Below are 13,525 nucleotides of genomic sequence, written 5' to 3'. Positions count from 1 at the left end.
CGCAAGCGTGAGGCGCTCGAGAAGACACTGTTCGGGATCAACGCCGGCACCAGCAGCGACGTCGTCTCGTACCGCGACGCACAAGACCGAGCCACCCGCATCCTCGACCCCGACGACGCACAGACCGCGTACACCAACGCACTCCGGTCAGACGACAAGGTCCTCGCCCAAGCCATCCTCGCCCAAGCCCTGACCCACAACTGGACCGCCATCACCAACGACTACCGGTCACGCAACCCATCCGCCGCATCCGCGCTCGACGACCTCACCCAGATCGGGCAATACGAGAACAACGGAATGATGGCACTCATGCACTACATGGTCCCCGGACTCAGCACCTCAGCGCCCATCACACTCGCCTACAAAGGGTGACCACCATGCGACTGCGCCACACCCACACCGCCGTCCAGATCACCGTCCCCGACGACAAAGCCCAACGCCTCATCGCCGACGGCACCTACAAGGCCGTACCCGACGCCGAACAACCACCACCCACACCACCCGATGCCCAACCGTCAGCGACGACGGCAGGCCGGAAACGGAAACGCACCACCCAAGGACCGACGTCCATCGCCGCCGCCCTCAAACAAGAAGTCGGACCACTATGGGACACCCCTTGATCCCAGACGGTCAGCAACTCCAATCACCACGACACCCCCCTGGCCGGGGTGCCCCAGGCCCCCGATCGCGCCGGCGCCTCACGGCATACGCCGATGTGTGTGTGACCCCCCCTACCCCCCTCGGCCCGGAAGGTGACGGATGCGCAGCAACTACGCCACCCTGAACGCGGCGATGGCCGCGGGTGATGAGCTTGCCGAGGCTGAGATCCGTTACCGGTTGTTGGCGGAGACGTTCGAGTCGACGCCGCAGTTGCGGGGGAACATGAACGGCCAGCTCGAGCGTGTGAAGGCCGAGATCGTCCGGTTGCGGGCACTGAGAGACACGAAGCCGCCGGTGCCGGACCCGAAGGTGCTCCCGTTCGACCCCTCCCGGTTCCGCAAGTCAGCGGAGTCCGAACCTGGCGCGTGACTTCAGCGGAGCCGGCGGACGGTCGTGCCGCGCTGTGGCGCGTCGTGCGTTAGGCACGCCCACCCGCTCGCGCTGTATAGCGAGACCATGCCATCGACCTCCAGCCGCAGCACACCGCTCTCTTGAACTGTCACCTGCGCCGAGGGGTACTCAAAATCGCGGCCGTCGGAAAGCAGGAGCTTGACATTCTTCACGGTGGGCATGTGAACGACTATGTCACCGTTTCACCCGTTCGCAGCGGTCCTCGACGTCACGGTTCCGCGTTGCGTCTGTATAGCTCGGGCCCGCTGCACAGGTCATAGGACGCCGCGGTGTCTGGGGAGCCGCTGAGGGTCAGAGCAGCCGGTGGCACCCACAGGGTGACATCTGCATGCGACGTCCCGGAGGACGAGCTGACCCGCACGGTGACGACGGCCCGCCACAGCCCGTTGCGCAACCGCAGCCAGGCGTGCTGCAAACCGGGCATGTACGGGCGCAGGGCCACCCCTTCGAGCACGAACGGTGAGTCGTCGTGCTCGACGCCTGCACCGGGGTCCACGATCCGCATCTCCACCAGCACAGGTCGTGGTGGGTCCAATACCCGCAATGTCCCCACAGCTAACCATCCATCGAACACAAGTTCGATAATAGGTTGGTGCACAACGCGGGGAGCCCCGTACGCCCCGTCTGAGGTTGTACTGAACCCGTGAACTGCAGCGGGACGCTTGCATGTGGTTCGCTTTCAGCGAAAGAGTTGCGCACCCGCGTTAGGTTCTCTAGCTTGTAGTCATTGCTCCCCACCGTCCCCTCCGGGGGATTGGTGGGGATTTTTTACGCTACGAGAGGCGACAATGGCGTCCCCCGCTAACATGCCACGAAGGCAAGCCGAACGAATCGGTGTCTTCATCGACTACGAGAACGTCCGGCGGTCGGCACGGAGTGCGTTTCTCGACTATGGCGCCGAGGCGCACGAGGGAATGGTTGATCCCGTTGAGCTTGCGAAACGGGTGTGCGCGCGACGTCAGCGGCCATCGACGCTCGGCAAGGTCTATGTCTACCGAGGGCGGCCGTCAACAGAGCATCAGCCAAGAATGGCGAGTTACTTCGATAAGTTCCGCTCACTATGGGAGCGCCAGGCGGCGTGCAAGCTGCGCGCACGTGAGTTGCGGTACGACTTCGAGGATGACGGAACGTTCCGTGCGCGCGAAAAGGGAATAGACGTTTGGTTGGCTACAGACCTCATCGCCGCAGCTCTCGGGACCAGCTTTGATGCCCTGGTTGTCGTGTCTTCGGATACGGATTTGCTTCCTGCGGTGGAGTACGTGCTGTATGACACGCCGATGCACGTAGAGGTGGCAACCTGGGGGGCCTCGGGCTGCTATCCGCTCTACGTACGGGAGGAGTTGGAACTGGGACGCAAGAGACCCTTCTGTCATTACCTCTCAGAAGATGACTTCCGTGACACTCGCCAAGATGGCTACTTCGGGTAGCGACTGTTGCCGAGGTGGGTTATGCCTTCAGGTGCCCACATCTTGCCCACACTTGCCCACGATCCTGGGTGATCTGGGGTGACGCAGGATCGACATAAAGACCAGCTCAGATCAGGTTTCGTAGCTTGACCAGCAACGCCGATTAGGGTTCGAATCCCCCCGCCACCGCCACGGAAGCCCCTCACCCGCAACGTCGGGTGGGGGGTCTTCTGTATGTCAACGTGTCCGGCGCACGGCCACGATGTTGTCGGTGACAATGGCTCGTTGTCCTTGGGGACCGGTGGCCTCCCGCTGCGGTGCGTCGCAGCGCTCCACCGTCCAGTCCTCGGCGAGGCGCAGACTCGCGAGCGTCTCGTCGGGTGTCGGGAACCGCACGTCGTCGTCCTTGTTCCATGACCAGGGCGCGACAGAGGCGTGTTCCACGATGAGCAGCAGGCCGCCGCACGCGACCGCCTCCGCCGCGCGGCGCAGGATCTGCTGGCGGGGGATGTCGATCGGTGTGTGAAAGTAGCAGGCGCTGACCAGGCCGTATCGACCGTCGGGAAAGTCTTCGCCCAGATCGTGCCTCCGGGTGTGCACGCGGTCGCCGACACCCGCCCGTTCCGCGGCTGCCGTGACGCGGGAGAGAGCGGTGGCGGATACGTCGACGGCGGTGACCTCCCACCCCTGCGAGGCCATCCAGACCGCATCGCCTCCGTGCCCGCACCCGAGGTCGAGGGCGGTGGACGGATGCGGTGCAGTGGTGCCCATCACGTCGGTCAGCACCGGATTCGGGCGGAGACCCGTCGGCTCGTCGAGACCGGCGTAGAAGGTCTCCCAGAAGTCGGTCGAGTTGTCGGTTGTCGGGGACATGAGGGGGATCCTCTCGTCGGTGGTCACGAACGGTTCCACGCTGCGGGGATGTGCAACGTTGTTGCAAGAACACATGCTGTTTCAGCATGCTCTGCTGCATGGGAGACGAGAGGCGGGACAGGTTGGCCACGGTGGGCCCGCGGTTGCGGGAACTGCGCACCCGACGCGGCCTGACGCTGGCCGACCTCGCGGAGAGGACCGGGATCAACGCGAGCACGCTGTCGCGCCTGGAGGGCGGAGCCCGCAAACCGACCCTCGAGATGCTGCTGCCACTCGCCGAGGTCTACGCGATTCCGTTGGACGAGCTGGTCGGGGCACCACGGACCGGTGACCCACGAATCCACCTGAAGCCGGTGTCCCGGGACGGGATGACCTACATCCCGCTCAGCACACCGGGTGGCGTGCAGGCGCACAAGCTACTGATACCTCCGCGACCGAATGTGCGACCGGAGTTGCAGTCTCACGCGGGATTCGAGTGGCTGTATGTGTTGTCGGGGCGTCTGCGGCTCGTGCTCGGTGACGAGTCGACCGTCCTGAAGTCAGGCGAGGCAGCGGAATTCGACACCCACATCCCACACTGGCTGGGGGCCGACGGCGATCAACCTGCCGAGTTGCTCATCCTGTTCGGACGTCAGGGGGAGCGTGCACACCTGCGTGCGCGCGGTGGGTGAGCGCATGGGGGCTGTCCGTGCTGTGGTCACCGGAGCCAACGTGCTGCGGCCTCGTAGGTGGTCGCCGGATTGCTGTTGAACGCGATGGCGGCCGTGGGGGCGTACTGCCGGATCAGGTTCACGATCAGCTCGAGCAGCTCCACCTGATCGTCCGAGTGTCGGAGACCACCTCCCACGGTCACGCATTCCCACGAATGCGACCGCAGTGCGTCGGTGACGAGCGCTCGCACGTCGTCGCCACCGTCGAGTCCGAACAGGCAGGTCTGAACTCCGATGCCATGTTCGGCGAAGGTGCGCAATCCTGCTCGGATCGCGTCGGCGACCGGCTCCGGATCCCACGGTCCGGGTACGCGGTGCGGATCGAGTCCGACCACCAATACCCGAGGTGGGGTTGCACCGTTCATGGACAGAACTGTATCCGGGTCGGTGGTGGTTGAGTGGCCGCGCGCGGGATCCTCCAGCGGCCGATGTCACCGCGTATCCCTGCGAGGACCAGGGCGTACACGGTCACGACAGCACGCGGCGCATCTCGATCTCGCGGCCGTCGACTCCCACGGGGGTGAATCCGAAGCTTTCGTAGAAGCGACGGGCGCGCACATTGCTCTCGACGACATGCAACATCGCCACCGAGGCGTGATCTACAGCCCAGGCCAGAAGCTCTGACATCAGGGCTGCCGCCACACCGCCTCCACGCGCAGCGGGTACGACGTACACACCGTGGACCCAGGCTTGGCCGTCTGTTACCGCAGCACGCATCGTCCCGACCCATGCGCCGTCGGCGTCACACGCAATCAGCGCGATGCCCTGCGGGTCGCGTAGTCTGCCGAGCTGATCCCGCCACGATTGGTCCGTCCGCAGCAACACATCCGACAGTGTCGATGCGAAGGACTCTGGGGATTCGCGTAAACCGTCGATCCGGAAGTCCCGGAACGCGGACCAGTCCTCGACACCCAATCGCGCGATCCTCACAGCACATCACCCTAAGCGACAGATGCTGTTGTGGTGCCGTGGCCTGGGAACGGACCGTCGGGATGTCGTGACCGCCATGCCGTGGACGAGATGGGTGGGTTGGGAGGTGTCATGTGGCCGAAAAGTCCAGCGCGCCATATGACATGGTTGCGAAGGAGGAAGATTCTTCACCGGATACCCGGCGCGCACCGGTGCGCGAGGGTGAGCGATGACAGTCGAATCGAATGTATGTACTATAGGCGGTACCGGCCGGGCAGTGGGGTTTGCAGCCCCCTGGGCCGACGAGACTGCGATGACGATTCCTCGACGATCAGATGTGGCTTTTTCGGGTCCAGCGCTTCACTTCGCATGAATGATCACGTCGGAACCACTCCACGTGGTGCTCGCGAACGAGACCACATCCCACAGCTCAAAAGTCGATCGAACGAAAGCCGGCATTCGTGGAACCAACTGGGGTGCGAATACGTCGAATGGGTATGAAGGGCTAGATCCACGTAGTCACGAGACACGCAGTGGCGCAACAGGTATGCATGATCATTGTGGATAGGGGGTGAACTGTATGGACGCAAAGATGTTGGCCGACATCGGTGATCAGCTGGTCGATGCGTTCACTGCGGATGGTCGGGTAGCTGACGACACAGATGCAGACATCATTGACGCGATCGGTGGTGCGGTGCGGTTGCGGGCGGTCACCGATCATGTGTTGGCGGTGCTCGCGGCGCAGGCCGAGCGGGTCGGTGTCGCGAAGCGGTCCGGGATGACGGCGCGGGAACTGTTGGTGGCCAATGGGCTGGCCCCGGTCGCAGCCGGCAGGTGTCTGCGGGTGGGGCGGGCATTGAGCGAGTTGCCGTCACTGCAGCGGTACAGCAGCAACGGGTTCCTGTCCGGTGAACACGTCGACGCGGTGGTGCGCGGGGTCGCCCACGTGAGCACCCGCACGCGTACCAAGCAGCCGGTCGGCTCGGAGGCGATCGTCGATCTGCAGACCACATTGGTCGGTCAGGCGATCTCCGGTGCCAGTCCCGCGGAACTGATGGCTCTGGCGCGTGCGGTGGCGATCGAGGCCGCACCCGACGATGAGGGGATACCGGCCGCCGAGGACGCCACAGTGAACGAGATGAGCTGGCATCAGAGTGACGACGGACGCCTGCAGGGCACCTTCGATCTGGATGTTCCCACCGGGGAACGGTTGATCTGCGCGGTCGACACCGCATCACGACCACGACCCCTACCCGACGGCACACCCGACCCACGATCCGCGGGCAGGCGTCGCGCCGACGCCTTCGGGCAACTACTGGACTGCGCGGCCCGCGCCGCCGCCGACGACGCGGCCGTGAGAGCACCCAGGACCGAAGTCGTGGTGACCGTGCCAGTCGCCGACAGAAGCACCGCACGCCTGGGATGGTTGGGGTCCATCTCCGACCGGGCAGCCAAGTTGGCCGGGTGTGATGCCGGGATCACCCGGGTTGACCTCGACCACCACGGTGTACCCACCGCCGTCTCAGCGACCAAACGCTTGTTCACCGGCGCGGTACGTAAGGCGATCATCGTGCGTGATCAGTGCTGCGTGAAATGCGGTGCACCCGCCTCCTGGACCGACTGCCACCACATCGTCCACCACGCCGACGGCGGCCCGACCATCCTCGACAACGGATCCCTACTCTGCCGGTCCTGCCACACCGCCGTGCACCACCAGGGATGGGACGTGATCATCGGCCACGACCGCCACCCCTGACGCATCCCACCCGCAACCGTCGACCCACAATGCCGACCCCGACCCCCCCACAACCGACGGACCCTGCGACTCGACCCACAAGAAGCCGGCACCGCTGCCTGACACTTCCCACCCAGCGTCCGTATCCCGCGGACGCACACGTACCTTGACAACTCCAAAGTGTGGCTGTGCTCCCCAAGGTCAACCCACGAATGTCGTTGCGCGCATGGCGAGATCGAGCAACGGCTGCGGGAACACGCCCAGCACGACGGTCGCCACCGCGCACACGCCCACCACTGCTGCGGTTCCGATCGACGGGCGGACGACCACGACGGTCGCGTCGTCGGGGGTGTCGGTCAAGAACATCAAGACGATGACCCGCACATAGAAAATGGCGGCGATGGCGCTGCACAACACGCCGACGATCACCAAGGCCGTACCCCCGTCACCGGCTGCGGCGGAGAAGACTGCGAACTTCGCGATGAACCCGGCGGTCAACGGAATCCCCGCGAGGGCAAGCAAGAACAACGCGAACACTGCCGCAACCAGCGGGGACCGTCTGCCGAGTCCTGTCCACGTGGTGAAGTCCGACGCCTCCACCGAGGCGTCACCGGTGCGCGCATCACGCACCAGACCGATGGTGGTGAACGCGCCGACTGTGCTCACTCCGTAGACCACGAGGTAGAACATCGTCGACGAGACCCCGTCTGCGGTTGTCGCGCCCACGCCGGCCAGCAGGAACCCGGTATGGGTGATCGCCGAGTACGCCAGGATCCGCTTCACGTCGTGCTGACTCAGCGTCGCGATCGACCCGATGACCATGGTCAGGATCGCGATCGCCCAGAGCGCGGGTCTCCAGTCGTCGCGCAGTCCGGGCACCGCGACGTCCAGCACCCGCAACAGAGCGCCGAACGCGGCGACCTTGGTCGCCGCGGCCATGAACGCGGTCACCGGCGTGGGTGCTCCCTGGTACACGTCGGGCACCCACGAATGGAACGGTACGGCGCCGACCTTGAACAGCAGACCGACCGCGACCAGCGCCACACCCATCACCGCGAACATGGTGTCGGCCGAGCCGTCCCGCACCACTGCGGCGATGCCGTCGAGACGCACCGTGCCCGCATAGCCGTACAGGAAGGCCACACCGAACAGGAAGATCGCGGACGAGAACGCTCCGAGCAGGAAATACTTGAGCGCAGCTTCCTGCGATTGCAACCGACGTCGACGCGCCAGCCCGCACAGCAGATACAGCGGCAGCGACAGTACCTCGAGAGCCACGAACATCGTCAGCAGGTCATTGCTGACGGCGAACAACATCATCCCGCCCACCGCGAACATCAGCAGCGGAAAGACCTCGGTCTGCACCACCCCGATGCGAGAAGCGGCCTTCTCGGCGGGACTGCCGGGCACGGTCGAGGCCTGCGCGGTGAACGCATCCGACTGTAACGCGCCACCCTCGCCGCCCACCGTGGCGCTCACCGCCACCGATCGCGCGGGCACCACCGTCCGGGCACGTTGCGCGAACAACACCACCGACAATGTCGCGACCACCAGGATGATGCCCTGCAAGAACAGACCCGGACCGTCGACCGCAACCGCTCCCGACGCCACCACTCTGCGGTCACCGCTCGACGCCAGCACCGCGACAAGGGCGGCGACCAGGCCGACCACGGAGAGCACCGGCTGGCCGGTGGTGCGAATCCGCCGCGGTGCGAATGCCTCCACCAGCACGCCGACGACCGCGACGCCGAACACGATGAGCTGCGGCGACAACGCGCTGTATTCGATACCCGGTGTGGTCATCGCGCACCTTCGTTCTCGGCTACGGCCGGTGCCGGATCGTGCTGCTCGATGGTGCTCAGGGTGTGCCCGACGGCCGGGTTCACCACGTCGAGAATCGGTTTCGGATACACCCCGAGCCCGATCAGTAACACCACCAGCGGCGTCACCACCAGCAACTCACGGCCGCCGAGGTCGCGGATCCGTGCGGTCTGGGGATTGGTAGGCCCCGTCATCACCCGCTGGTACAGCCACAGCACGTACACCGCGGCCAGGATCAGCGCAATCGCGGCACATACCGCGGCCACCGGGTAGCGGGTGAACGTGCCTATCAGCACCAGGAATTCACTGATGAACGGGGCCAGGCCGGGCAACGACAACGTCGCCAAACCGGCGATGAGGAACACACCCGCCAACTTGGGTGCGCTGCGAGCCACTCCGCCGTAGTCGCCGATGGTCTTGCTACCGCGTCGTGACACCAGAAATCCGGCGACCAGCATCAGTGCCGCCGTGGAGATCCCGTGATTGACCATGTACAGCGTCGATCCGGCCTGCCCCTGACTGGTGAGCGCGAATATACCCAGGATGATGAACCCGAAGTGCGAGATCGACGTGTACGCGATCAGCCGCATCATGTCGGTCTGCGCGACCGCCACCAGTGCGCCGTAGATGATGCCGATCACGGTCAGCACCAGGATCGCTGGGGTGAAGAACCGTGCGGCGTCGGGGAACAACTGCAGGCAGAACCGCAACATCGCGAACGTGCCGACCTTGTCCACCACCGCCATCATCAACACCGCAACCGCCGGCGTCGCCTCGGTGGCCGCACCGGGAAGCCAGGTGTGCAGCGGCCACATCGGTGCCTTGACCGCGAACGCGAACATGAACCCCAGGAACAGTGCCTTGGACACCGTGGGGTCCAGGTTCAGACTGCCGTCGGCGACGGCGGTGACGACCCGAGGGAAGTCGAAGGTGCCGGCACCGAGGTCGCGGGCTGTCGCCACGTACAACCCGATGACGGCGGCCAGCATCACCAGCCCACCGAGCAGGTTGTACAGCAGGAATTTCACCGCGGCGCGCGCCCGGTCCGGCCCACCGCCCGTCCCGATGAGGAAATACATGGGGATCAACATGGCCTCGAACACCACGTAGAACAGGAGAATGTCCAGCGCGGTGAACGACACCATCACCAGGGCTTCCGTGGCCAGGAACAACGCCAGATACACCCGCATCCGACGACCGTCCGTATCCCGCCAGGCAGCCACCAGCAACACCGGCACCAACACTGCGGTCAACAGGATCAGCGCGACCGCGATGCCGTCCACCCCGAGCCGATACCCGGCTCCGAGGGCCGGTATCCACCGGTGGGTCTCGAGCTCCTGGTAACGATCACCGGTCCGATCGAAGTCGACTGCGACACCGACGGCCACCACGAGTGTCACCAGTGCGACACCCAGTGCCACGAACCGGGACACCGCGGGCGCGCGAGCAGGCAGCGCCGCCACCAGCAGCGCGCCCACCGCGGGTACCGCCCAGAGCAACGTCAACACAGGCATGTCGTCACCACACGCTCTTCGTCATGATCACGCCGGCGACCACCGCGGCGCCACTGAGCACATACAGCGCATACGACCGGACGAAACCCGTTTGCAGCGGCCGCAACCGGTCCGATGCCGCGCGCAGAGCCGACGGGATCACATCGACGGCACGGTCGACTCCTGACGTCTCCGCGACACCGAGCGCCCCCACCAACCGGCGACCGGGTCGCTCGAACACACCCTCGTTCAGTGTGTCGCCGTACAGGTCCCGGCGGGCCGCCCGGGTGAGCGCATGCCCGGTCGGCGCCACGTCGGCGATTTCGCCTCGCCCGTAGAGCCCCCAGGCCACTGCGATGCCGATGACGACCACCACCAGGGTGATCACCGTGAGCGCCCATGTGGGGATCCCCAGGTGCTCCGACGGTTCCGCACCGACGACCGGTGTGAGCCAGTCGGCCAGCGCACCGCGGTAGGAGAGCAGGAAACCGCCCGCCACCGATCCGACGGCCAGCACGATCATCGGCACGGTCATCGACGCCGGCGACTCGTGCGGGTGTGGTGGGTGCCCCTCCCGGTCATGCCATCTCCGCGTGCCGAGGAACGTCATCACCATCACCCGGGTCATGTAGAACGCGGTGATCCCGGCGCCGAGCAGCGCGGCGCACCCCAGCACCACACCTTCGGCGCCGCCGTGTGCGAACGCGGCCTCGATGATCTTGTCCTTGGAGAAGAACCCGGAGAACGGGGGCACGCCGATGATGGCCAGATAACCCAGCCCGAACGTCACGAAGGTGATCGGCATGACCGTGCGCAGTCCGCCGTACCGGCGCATGTCCGTCTCGTCGTCCATGCCGTGCATCACCGACCCGGCGCCGAGGAACAGCCCGGCCTTGAAGAACCCGTGGGTGAGCAGGTGCATGATCGCGACCGCGTAACCGGCGGGCCCCAGTCCGGCGGCGAGCACCATGTACCCGATCTGGCTCATCGTCGACGCCGCGAGCGCCTTCTTGATGTCGTCTTTCGCGCAACCGATCACCGCGCCGAACACCAGGGTGACCGCACCCACCGCCACCACGGCCGCCTGTGCGGCGGGGGCGGCGTCGAAGACGGGGTTGGCCCGGGTGATCAGATAGACGCCCGCCGTGACCATGGTCGCGGCGTGGATCAGGGCCGACACCGGCGTGGGACCGGCCATCGCGTCACCCAGCCAGGACTGCAACGGCACCTGCGCGGATTTGCCGCAGGCGGCCAGCAACAGCATCAGTCCGATCGCCGTCACCGTTCCCCGCGACGCCGCGTCCACGCCGCCGAAGACATCGGCGTACGACACCGACCCGAAGGTCGCGAACATGATCATCAGCCCCACGGCGAGACCGAGGTCGCCGACCCGGTTCACCACGAACGCCTTCTTGGCCGCGGTCGCCGCCGAGGGGCGGTCCTGCCAGAAGCCGATGAGCAGGTACGAGGCCAGACCGACGCCCTCCCAACCGACGTAGAGCCCGAGGAAGTTGTCGGCGAGCACCAGCAGCAGCATCGCGGCCAGGAACAGGTTGAGGTAGGCGAAGAACCGGCGTCGGCCGGGGTCATCGGCCATGTACCCGGTCGAATAGATGTGGATCAGTGACCCGACGCCCGTGATCAACAGGACGAAGCACATCGACAACTGGTCGAGTTGCAACCCCATGTCGATGCGCAGGTCGCCGACGGGTATCCAGCTGAACAGGTGCTCACCCGTGCCGCGGGAATCCGTCGGTCGCCCGAGCATCTGTACGAACAGGGTGACCGCGACACCGAAGGACGCCAACGCCATGGCACACGCCGCCAGATGGCCCCACGGGTCGGTCCGACGTCCGCCCACCAGCAGCACCACCGCGCCGATGAGCGGCAACGCGATCACCACGGCGGTCATGTCAGTGCTTCAGCAGGTCGGCGTCATCGACGGAGATCGACCGTCGCGCACGGAAGATGGTCATGATGATGGCCAATCCCACCACCACCTCGGCCGCGGCGACCACCATGGTGAAGAACGCGAAAACCTGGCCGTCGAGATTGTGGTGCAACCGTCCGAACGTGACGAAGGCCAGATTCACCGCGTTGAGCATCAGCTCCACCGACATGAACACCACGATCGCGTTCCGACGCGTCACCACCCCGGCCGCACCGATCGCGAACAGCAGGGCGGCGACGTAGAGATAGTTCTCGGCGTTCATCGTTCGGCCTCCCGATCGTGGGTCAGCTCCGCCGGTCGTTCACCGCGTGGCCGCAACGTCCCGATGACCGACGACTCGGCCGGTCGCCCATCGGGCAGCAGGGCGGGCATGTCGACCGCGTTGTGTCGGGCGTAGACGCCCGGATTCGGCATCGGGGTGGCTCGGCGACCGTGGATGAAGCGGTCCCGGGACTGCTGGCGCTGGGTGTTCCGCGTTCCCACCTGCTCGCGATGGGCCAGCACCATCGCTCCGATGGTCGCGGTGATGAGCAGGGCGCCGGTCAGCTCGAACGCCCACAGGTAGCGGATGAAGATCAGCTCGGCCAGACCCTCGACGTCGGCGGTGGGAACCGGGCGACCCGGTGCGGCCGGGCTCGGTCCGACCGCCGTCACCGTGGCGTTCCCGATGCCGGCGATCAGCATCACCCCGAACCCGACGGCGGCGACCAGTGCGGCGATCCGCTGACCGCGCAGGGTCTCGGCCAACGAGTCGGCCGAGTGCACCCCGACCAGCATCAGCACGAACAGGAACAGCATCATCACCGCACCGGTGTAGACCACCACCTGCGCCACGCCGAGGAACACGGCGCCCTGCGCGATGTAGAACATGGCCACCACGATCATCGTGATGGCCAGGAACAGTGCGGAATACACCGCCTTGGTCGCCGTGATCACGCCCAGCGCACCGAACACAGCGACCACCGCCAACACCCAGAACTGGACTGCTTCGGCCGTCGAGGTCCGAGCCGCGGCATCGGCCGCCAGCGTGACCGCCGTCATCGGGACACCGGCCCGTCGGCGGCTTCGGTCGAACGGGGCGGCACGGTCAGATTACCCAGGTAGTAGTCGGTGCTCGTGGTCCCGGGCAGCATCTCGTGTGGCGGTTGCGTCATGCCGGGGAGCAACGGCGCCAACAACTTGTCCTTGTCGTAGATCAGATCCGAACGGTTGTCGTCGGCCATCTCGTAGTCGTTGGTCATGGTCAGAGCCCGGGTGGGACACGCCTCGATGCACAAACCACACCCGATGCACCGCAGATAGTTGATCTGGTACACGTGTCCGTACCGCTCGCCGGGTGAGAATCGTTGCCGCTCGGTGTTGTCGGCGCCCTCGACGTAGATCGCGTCGGCGGGACACGACCACGCGCACAGTTCGCATCCGATGCACTTCTCCAGGCCGTCGGGGTACCGGTTGAGCTGGTGACGGCCGTGATACCGCGGTGCGGTCGGTACCTTCTGCTCGGGATAGAACTCCGTCGATTTCTTCGCGAACATCGACCGCAGCGTGACCCGCAG

The 13,525-nt window shown here is 65.7% G+C and carries 16 protein-coding genes and 1 pseudogene; 6 read left to right on the top strand and 11 right to left on the bottom strand.

Annotated features, from left to right (window positions below):
* From BW971_RS21465 to BW971_RS09460, 3 genes and pseudogenes are all read left to right on the top strand, one after another.
* Nucleotides 1-372 (top strand): annotated as a pseudogene (locus BW971_RS21465) (hypothetical protein); the annotation flags it as partial.
* A gap of 5 nt (nucleotides 373-377) precedes the next feature.
* Nucleotides 378-620, top strand: a complete 243-nt coding sequence (locus BW971_RS09465; protein ID WP_456119719.1) for a DUF7302 family protein — start codon at nucleotides 378-380, stop codon at nucleotides 618-620.
* 139 nt (nucleotides 621-759) lie between these two features.
* On the top strand, nucleotides 760-1,029 hold the full coding sequence (locus BW971_RS09460) for a hypothetical protein (RefSeq protein ID WP_076478821.1): 270 nt from the start codon (nucleotides 760-762) through the stop codon (nucleotides 1,027-1,029).
* Between the two features lie 2 nt (nucleotides 1,030-1,031).
* Here BW971_RS09460 and BW971_RS09455 read toward each other — a convergent pair whose 3' ends face one another.
* Both BW971_RS09455 and BW971_RS09450 read right to left on the bottom strand, forming a co-directional pair.
* Nucleotides 1,032-1,232 (bottom strand): hypothetical protein, encoded by a 201-nt coding sequence (locus tag BW971_RS09455; protein WP_076478819.1) that lies wholly within the window; start codon nucleotides 1,230-1,232, stop codon nucleotides 1,032-1,034.
* Between the two features lie 47 nt (nucleotides 1,233-1,279).
* Nucleotides 1,280-1,576 carry a hypothetical protein gene (locus BW971_RS09450; RefSeq protein ID WP_200799393.1) on the bottom strand — a complete coding sequence of 99 codons (297 nt, stop codon included), beginning with the start codon at nucleotides 1,574-1,576 and terminating at the stop codon, nucleotides 1,280-1,282.
* A gap of 283 nt (nucleotides 1,577-1,859) precedes the next feature.
* Here BW971_RS09450 and BW971_RS09445 point away from each other — a divergent pair, with 283 nt between their 5' ends.
* A complete protein-coding gene (locus BW971_RS09445; protein WP_083709581.1) occupies nucleotides 1,860-2,498 on the top strand; it encodes an NYN domain-containing protein in 639 nt (212 codons plus the stop codon).
* A gap of 216 nt (nucleotides 2,499-2,714) precedes the next feature.
* Here BW971_RS09445 and BW971_RS09440 read toward each other — a convergent pair whose 3' ends face one another.
* The gene (locus BW971_RS09440; protein ID WP_076478944.1) at nucleotides 2,715-3,350 is read right to left on the bottom strand and encodes a class I SAM-dependent methyltransferase; all 636 of its coding nucleotides are present in this window, start codon (nucleotides 3,348-3,350) and stop codon (nucleotides 2,715-2,717) included.
* Nucleotides 3,351-3,448: 98 nt separating this feature from the next.
* Between BW971_RS09440 and BW971_RS09435 the strand changes: the two genes are divergently transcribed.
* Complete coding sequence (locus BW971_RS09435) at nucleotides 3,449-4,021, top strand: helix-turn-helix domain-containing protein (RefSeq protein WP_076478814.1); 573 nt, start codon at nucleotides 3,449-3,451, stop codon at nucleotides 4,019-4,021.
* A 26-nt stretch (nucleotides 4,022-4,047) separates the two neighbouring features.
* Here BW971_RS09435 and BW971_RS09430 read toward each other — a convergent pair whose 3' ends face one another.
* Together BW971_RS09430 and BW971_RS09425 are read right to left on the bottom strand one after the other, a co-directional pair.
* A complete protein-coding gene (locus tag BW971_RS09430; protein WP_076478812.1) occupies nucleotides 4,048-4,425 on the bottom strand; it encodes a hypothetical protein in 378 nt (125 codons plus the stop codon).
* A 103-nt stretch (nucleotides 4,426-4,528) separates the two neighbouring features.
* Nucleotides 4,529-4,975 (bottom strand): GNAT family N-acetyltransferase, encoded by a 447-nt coding sequence (locus tag BW971_RS09425; RefSeq protein ID WP_234974317.1) that lies wholly within the window; start codon nucleotides 4,973-4,975, stop codon nucleotides 4,529-4,531.
* 574 nt (nucleotides 4,976-5,549) lie between these two features.
* Here BW971_RS09425 and BW971_RS09420 point away from each other — a divergent pair.
* Nucleotides 5,550-6,725 carry an HNH endonuclease signature motif containing protein gene (locus tag BW971_RS09420; RefSeq protein WP_083709579.1) on the top strand — a complete coding sequence of 392 codons (1,176 nt, stop codon included), beginning with the start codon at nucleotides 5,550-5,552 and terminating at the stop codon, nucleotides 6,723-6,725.
* A 180-nt stretch (nucleotides 6,726-6,905) separates the two neighbouring features.
* On the opposite strand, the gene nuoN is transcribed toward BW971_RS09420, so the two are convergent.
* The 6 genes from nuoN to nuoI are packed head-to-tail and all read right to left on the bottom strand — an operon-like array spanning nucleotide 6,906 to nucleotide 13,504.
* Nucleotides 6,906-8,507: an NADH-quinone oxidoreductase subunit NuoN gene (gene nuoN, locus BW971_RS09415; RefSeq protein ID WP_076478808.1), complete on the bottom strand. Its 1,602-nt coding sequence runs from the start codon at nucleotides 8,505-8,507 to the stop codon at nucleotides 6,906-6,908.
* Nucleotides 8,504-10,039 carry an NADH-quinone oxidoreductase subunit M gene (locus tag BW971_RS09410; RefSeq protein WP_076478806.1) on the bottom strand — a complete coding sequence of 512 codons (1,536 nt, stop codon included), beginning with the start codon at nucleotides 10,037-10,039 and terminating at the stop codon, nucleotides 8,504-8,506. Before BW971_RS09410 ends, nuoN begins: the two co-directional genes overlap by 4 nt.
* A gap of 4 nt (nucleotides 10,040-10,043) precedes the next feature.
* Complete coding sequence (gene nuoL / locus BW971_RS09405) at nucleotides 10,044-11,930, bottom strand: NADH-quinone oxidoreductase subunit L (protein WP_076478804.1); 1,887 nt, start codon at nucleotides 11,928-11,930, stop codon at nucleotides 10,044-10,046.
* Between the two features lies 1 nt (nucleotide 11,931).
* Complete coding sequence (nuoK, locus tag BW971_RS09400; RefSeq protein ID WP_076478802.1) at nucleotides 11,932-12,231, bottom strand: NADH-quinone oxidoreductase subunit NuoK; 300 nt, start codon at nucleotides 12,229-12,231, stop codon at nucleotides 11,932-11,934.
* Nucleotides 12,228-13,010, bottom strand: coding sequence for an NADH-quinone oxidoreductase subunit J (locus BW971_RS09395; protein WP_076478800.1), 783 nt, complete (start codon nucleotides 13,008-13,010; stop codon nucleotides 12,228-12,230). The genes nuoK and BW971_RS09395 overlap by 4 nt, the downstream gene beginning before the upstream one ends.
* Nucleotides 13,007-13,504 (bottom strand): NADH-quinone oxidoreductase subunit NuoI, encoded by a 498-nt coding sequence (gene nuoI / locus BW971_RS09390; RefSeq protein WP_407701209.1) that lies wholly within the window; start codon nucleotides 13,502-13,504, stop codon nucleotides 13,007-13,009. The genes BW971_RS09395 and nuoI overlap by 4 nt, the downstream gene beginning before the upstream one ends.
* Between the last annotated feature and the right edge of the window lie 21 nt (nucleotides 13,505-13,525).

The organism is Williamsia sterculiae, assembly GCF_900156495.1.
In the GTDB taxonomy this organism is placed as follows: domain Bacteria; phylum Actinomycetota; class Actinomycetes; order Mycobacteriales; family Mycobacteriaceae; genus Williamsia_B; species Williamsia_B sterculiae.
This window is presented reverse-complemented; position numbering and strand designations above follow the sequence as displayed.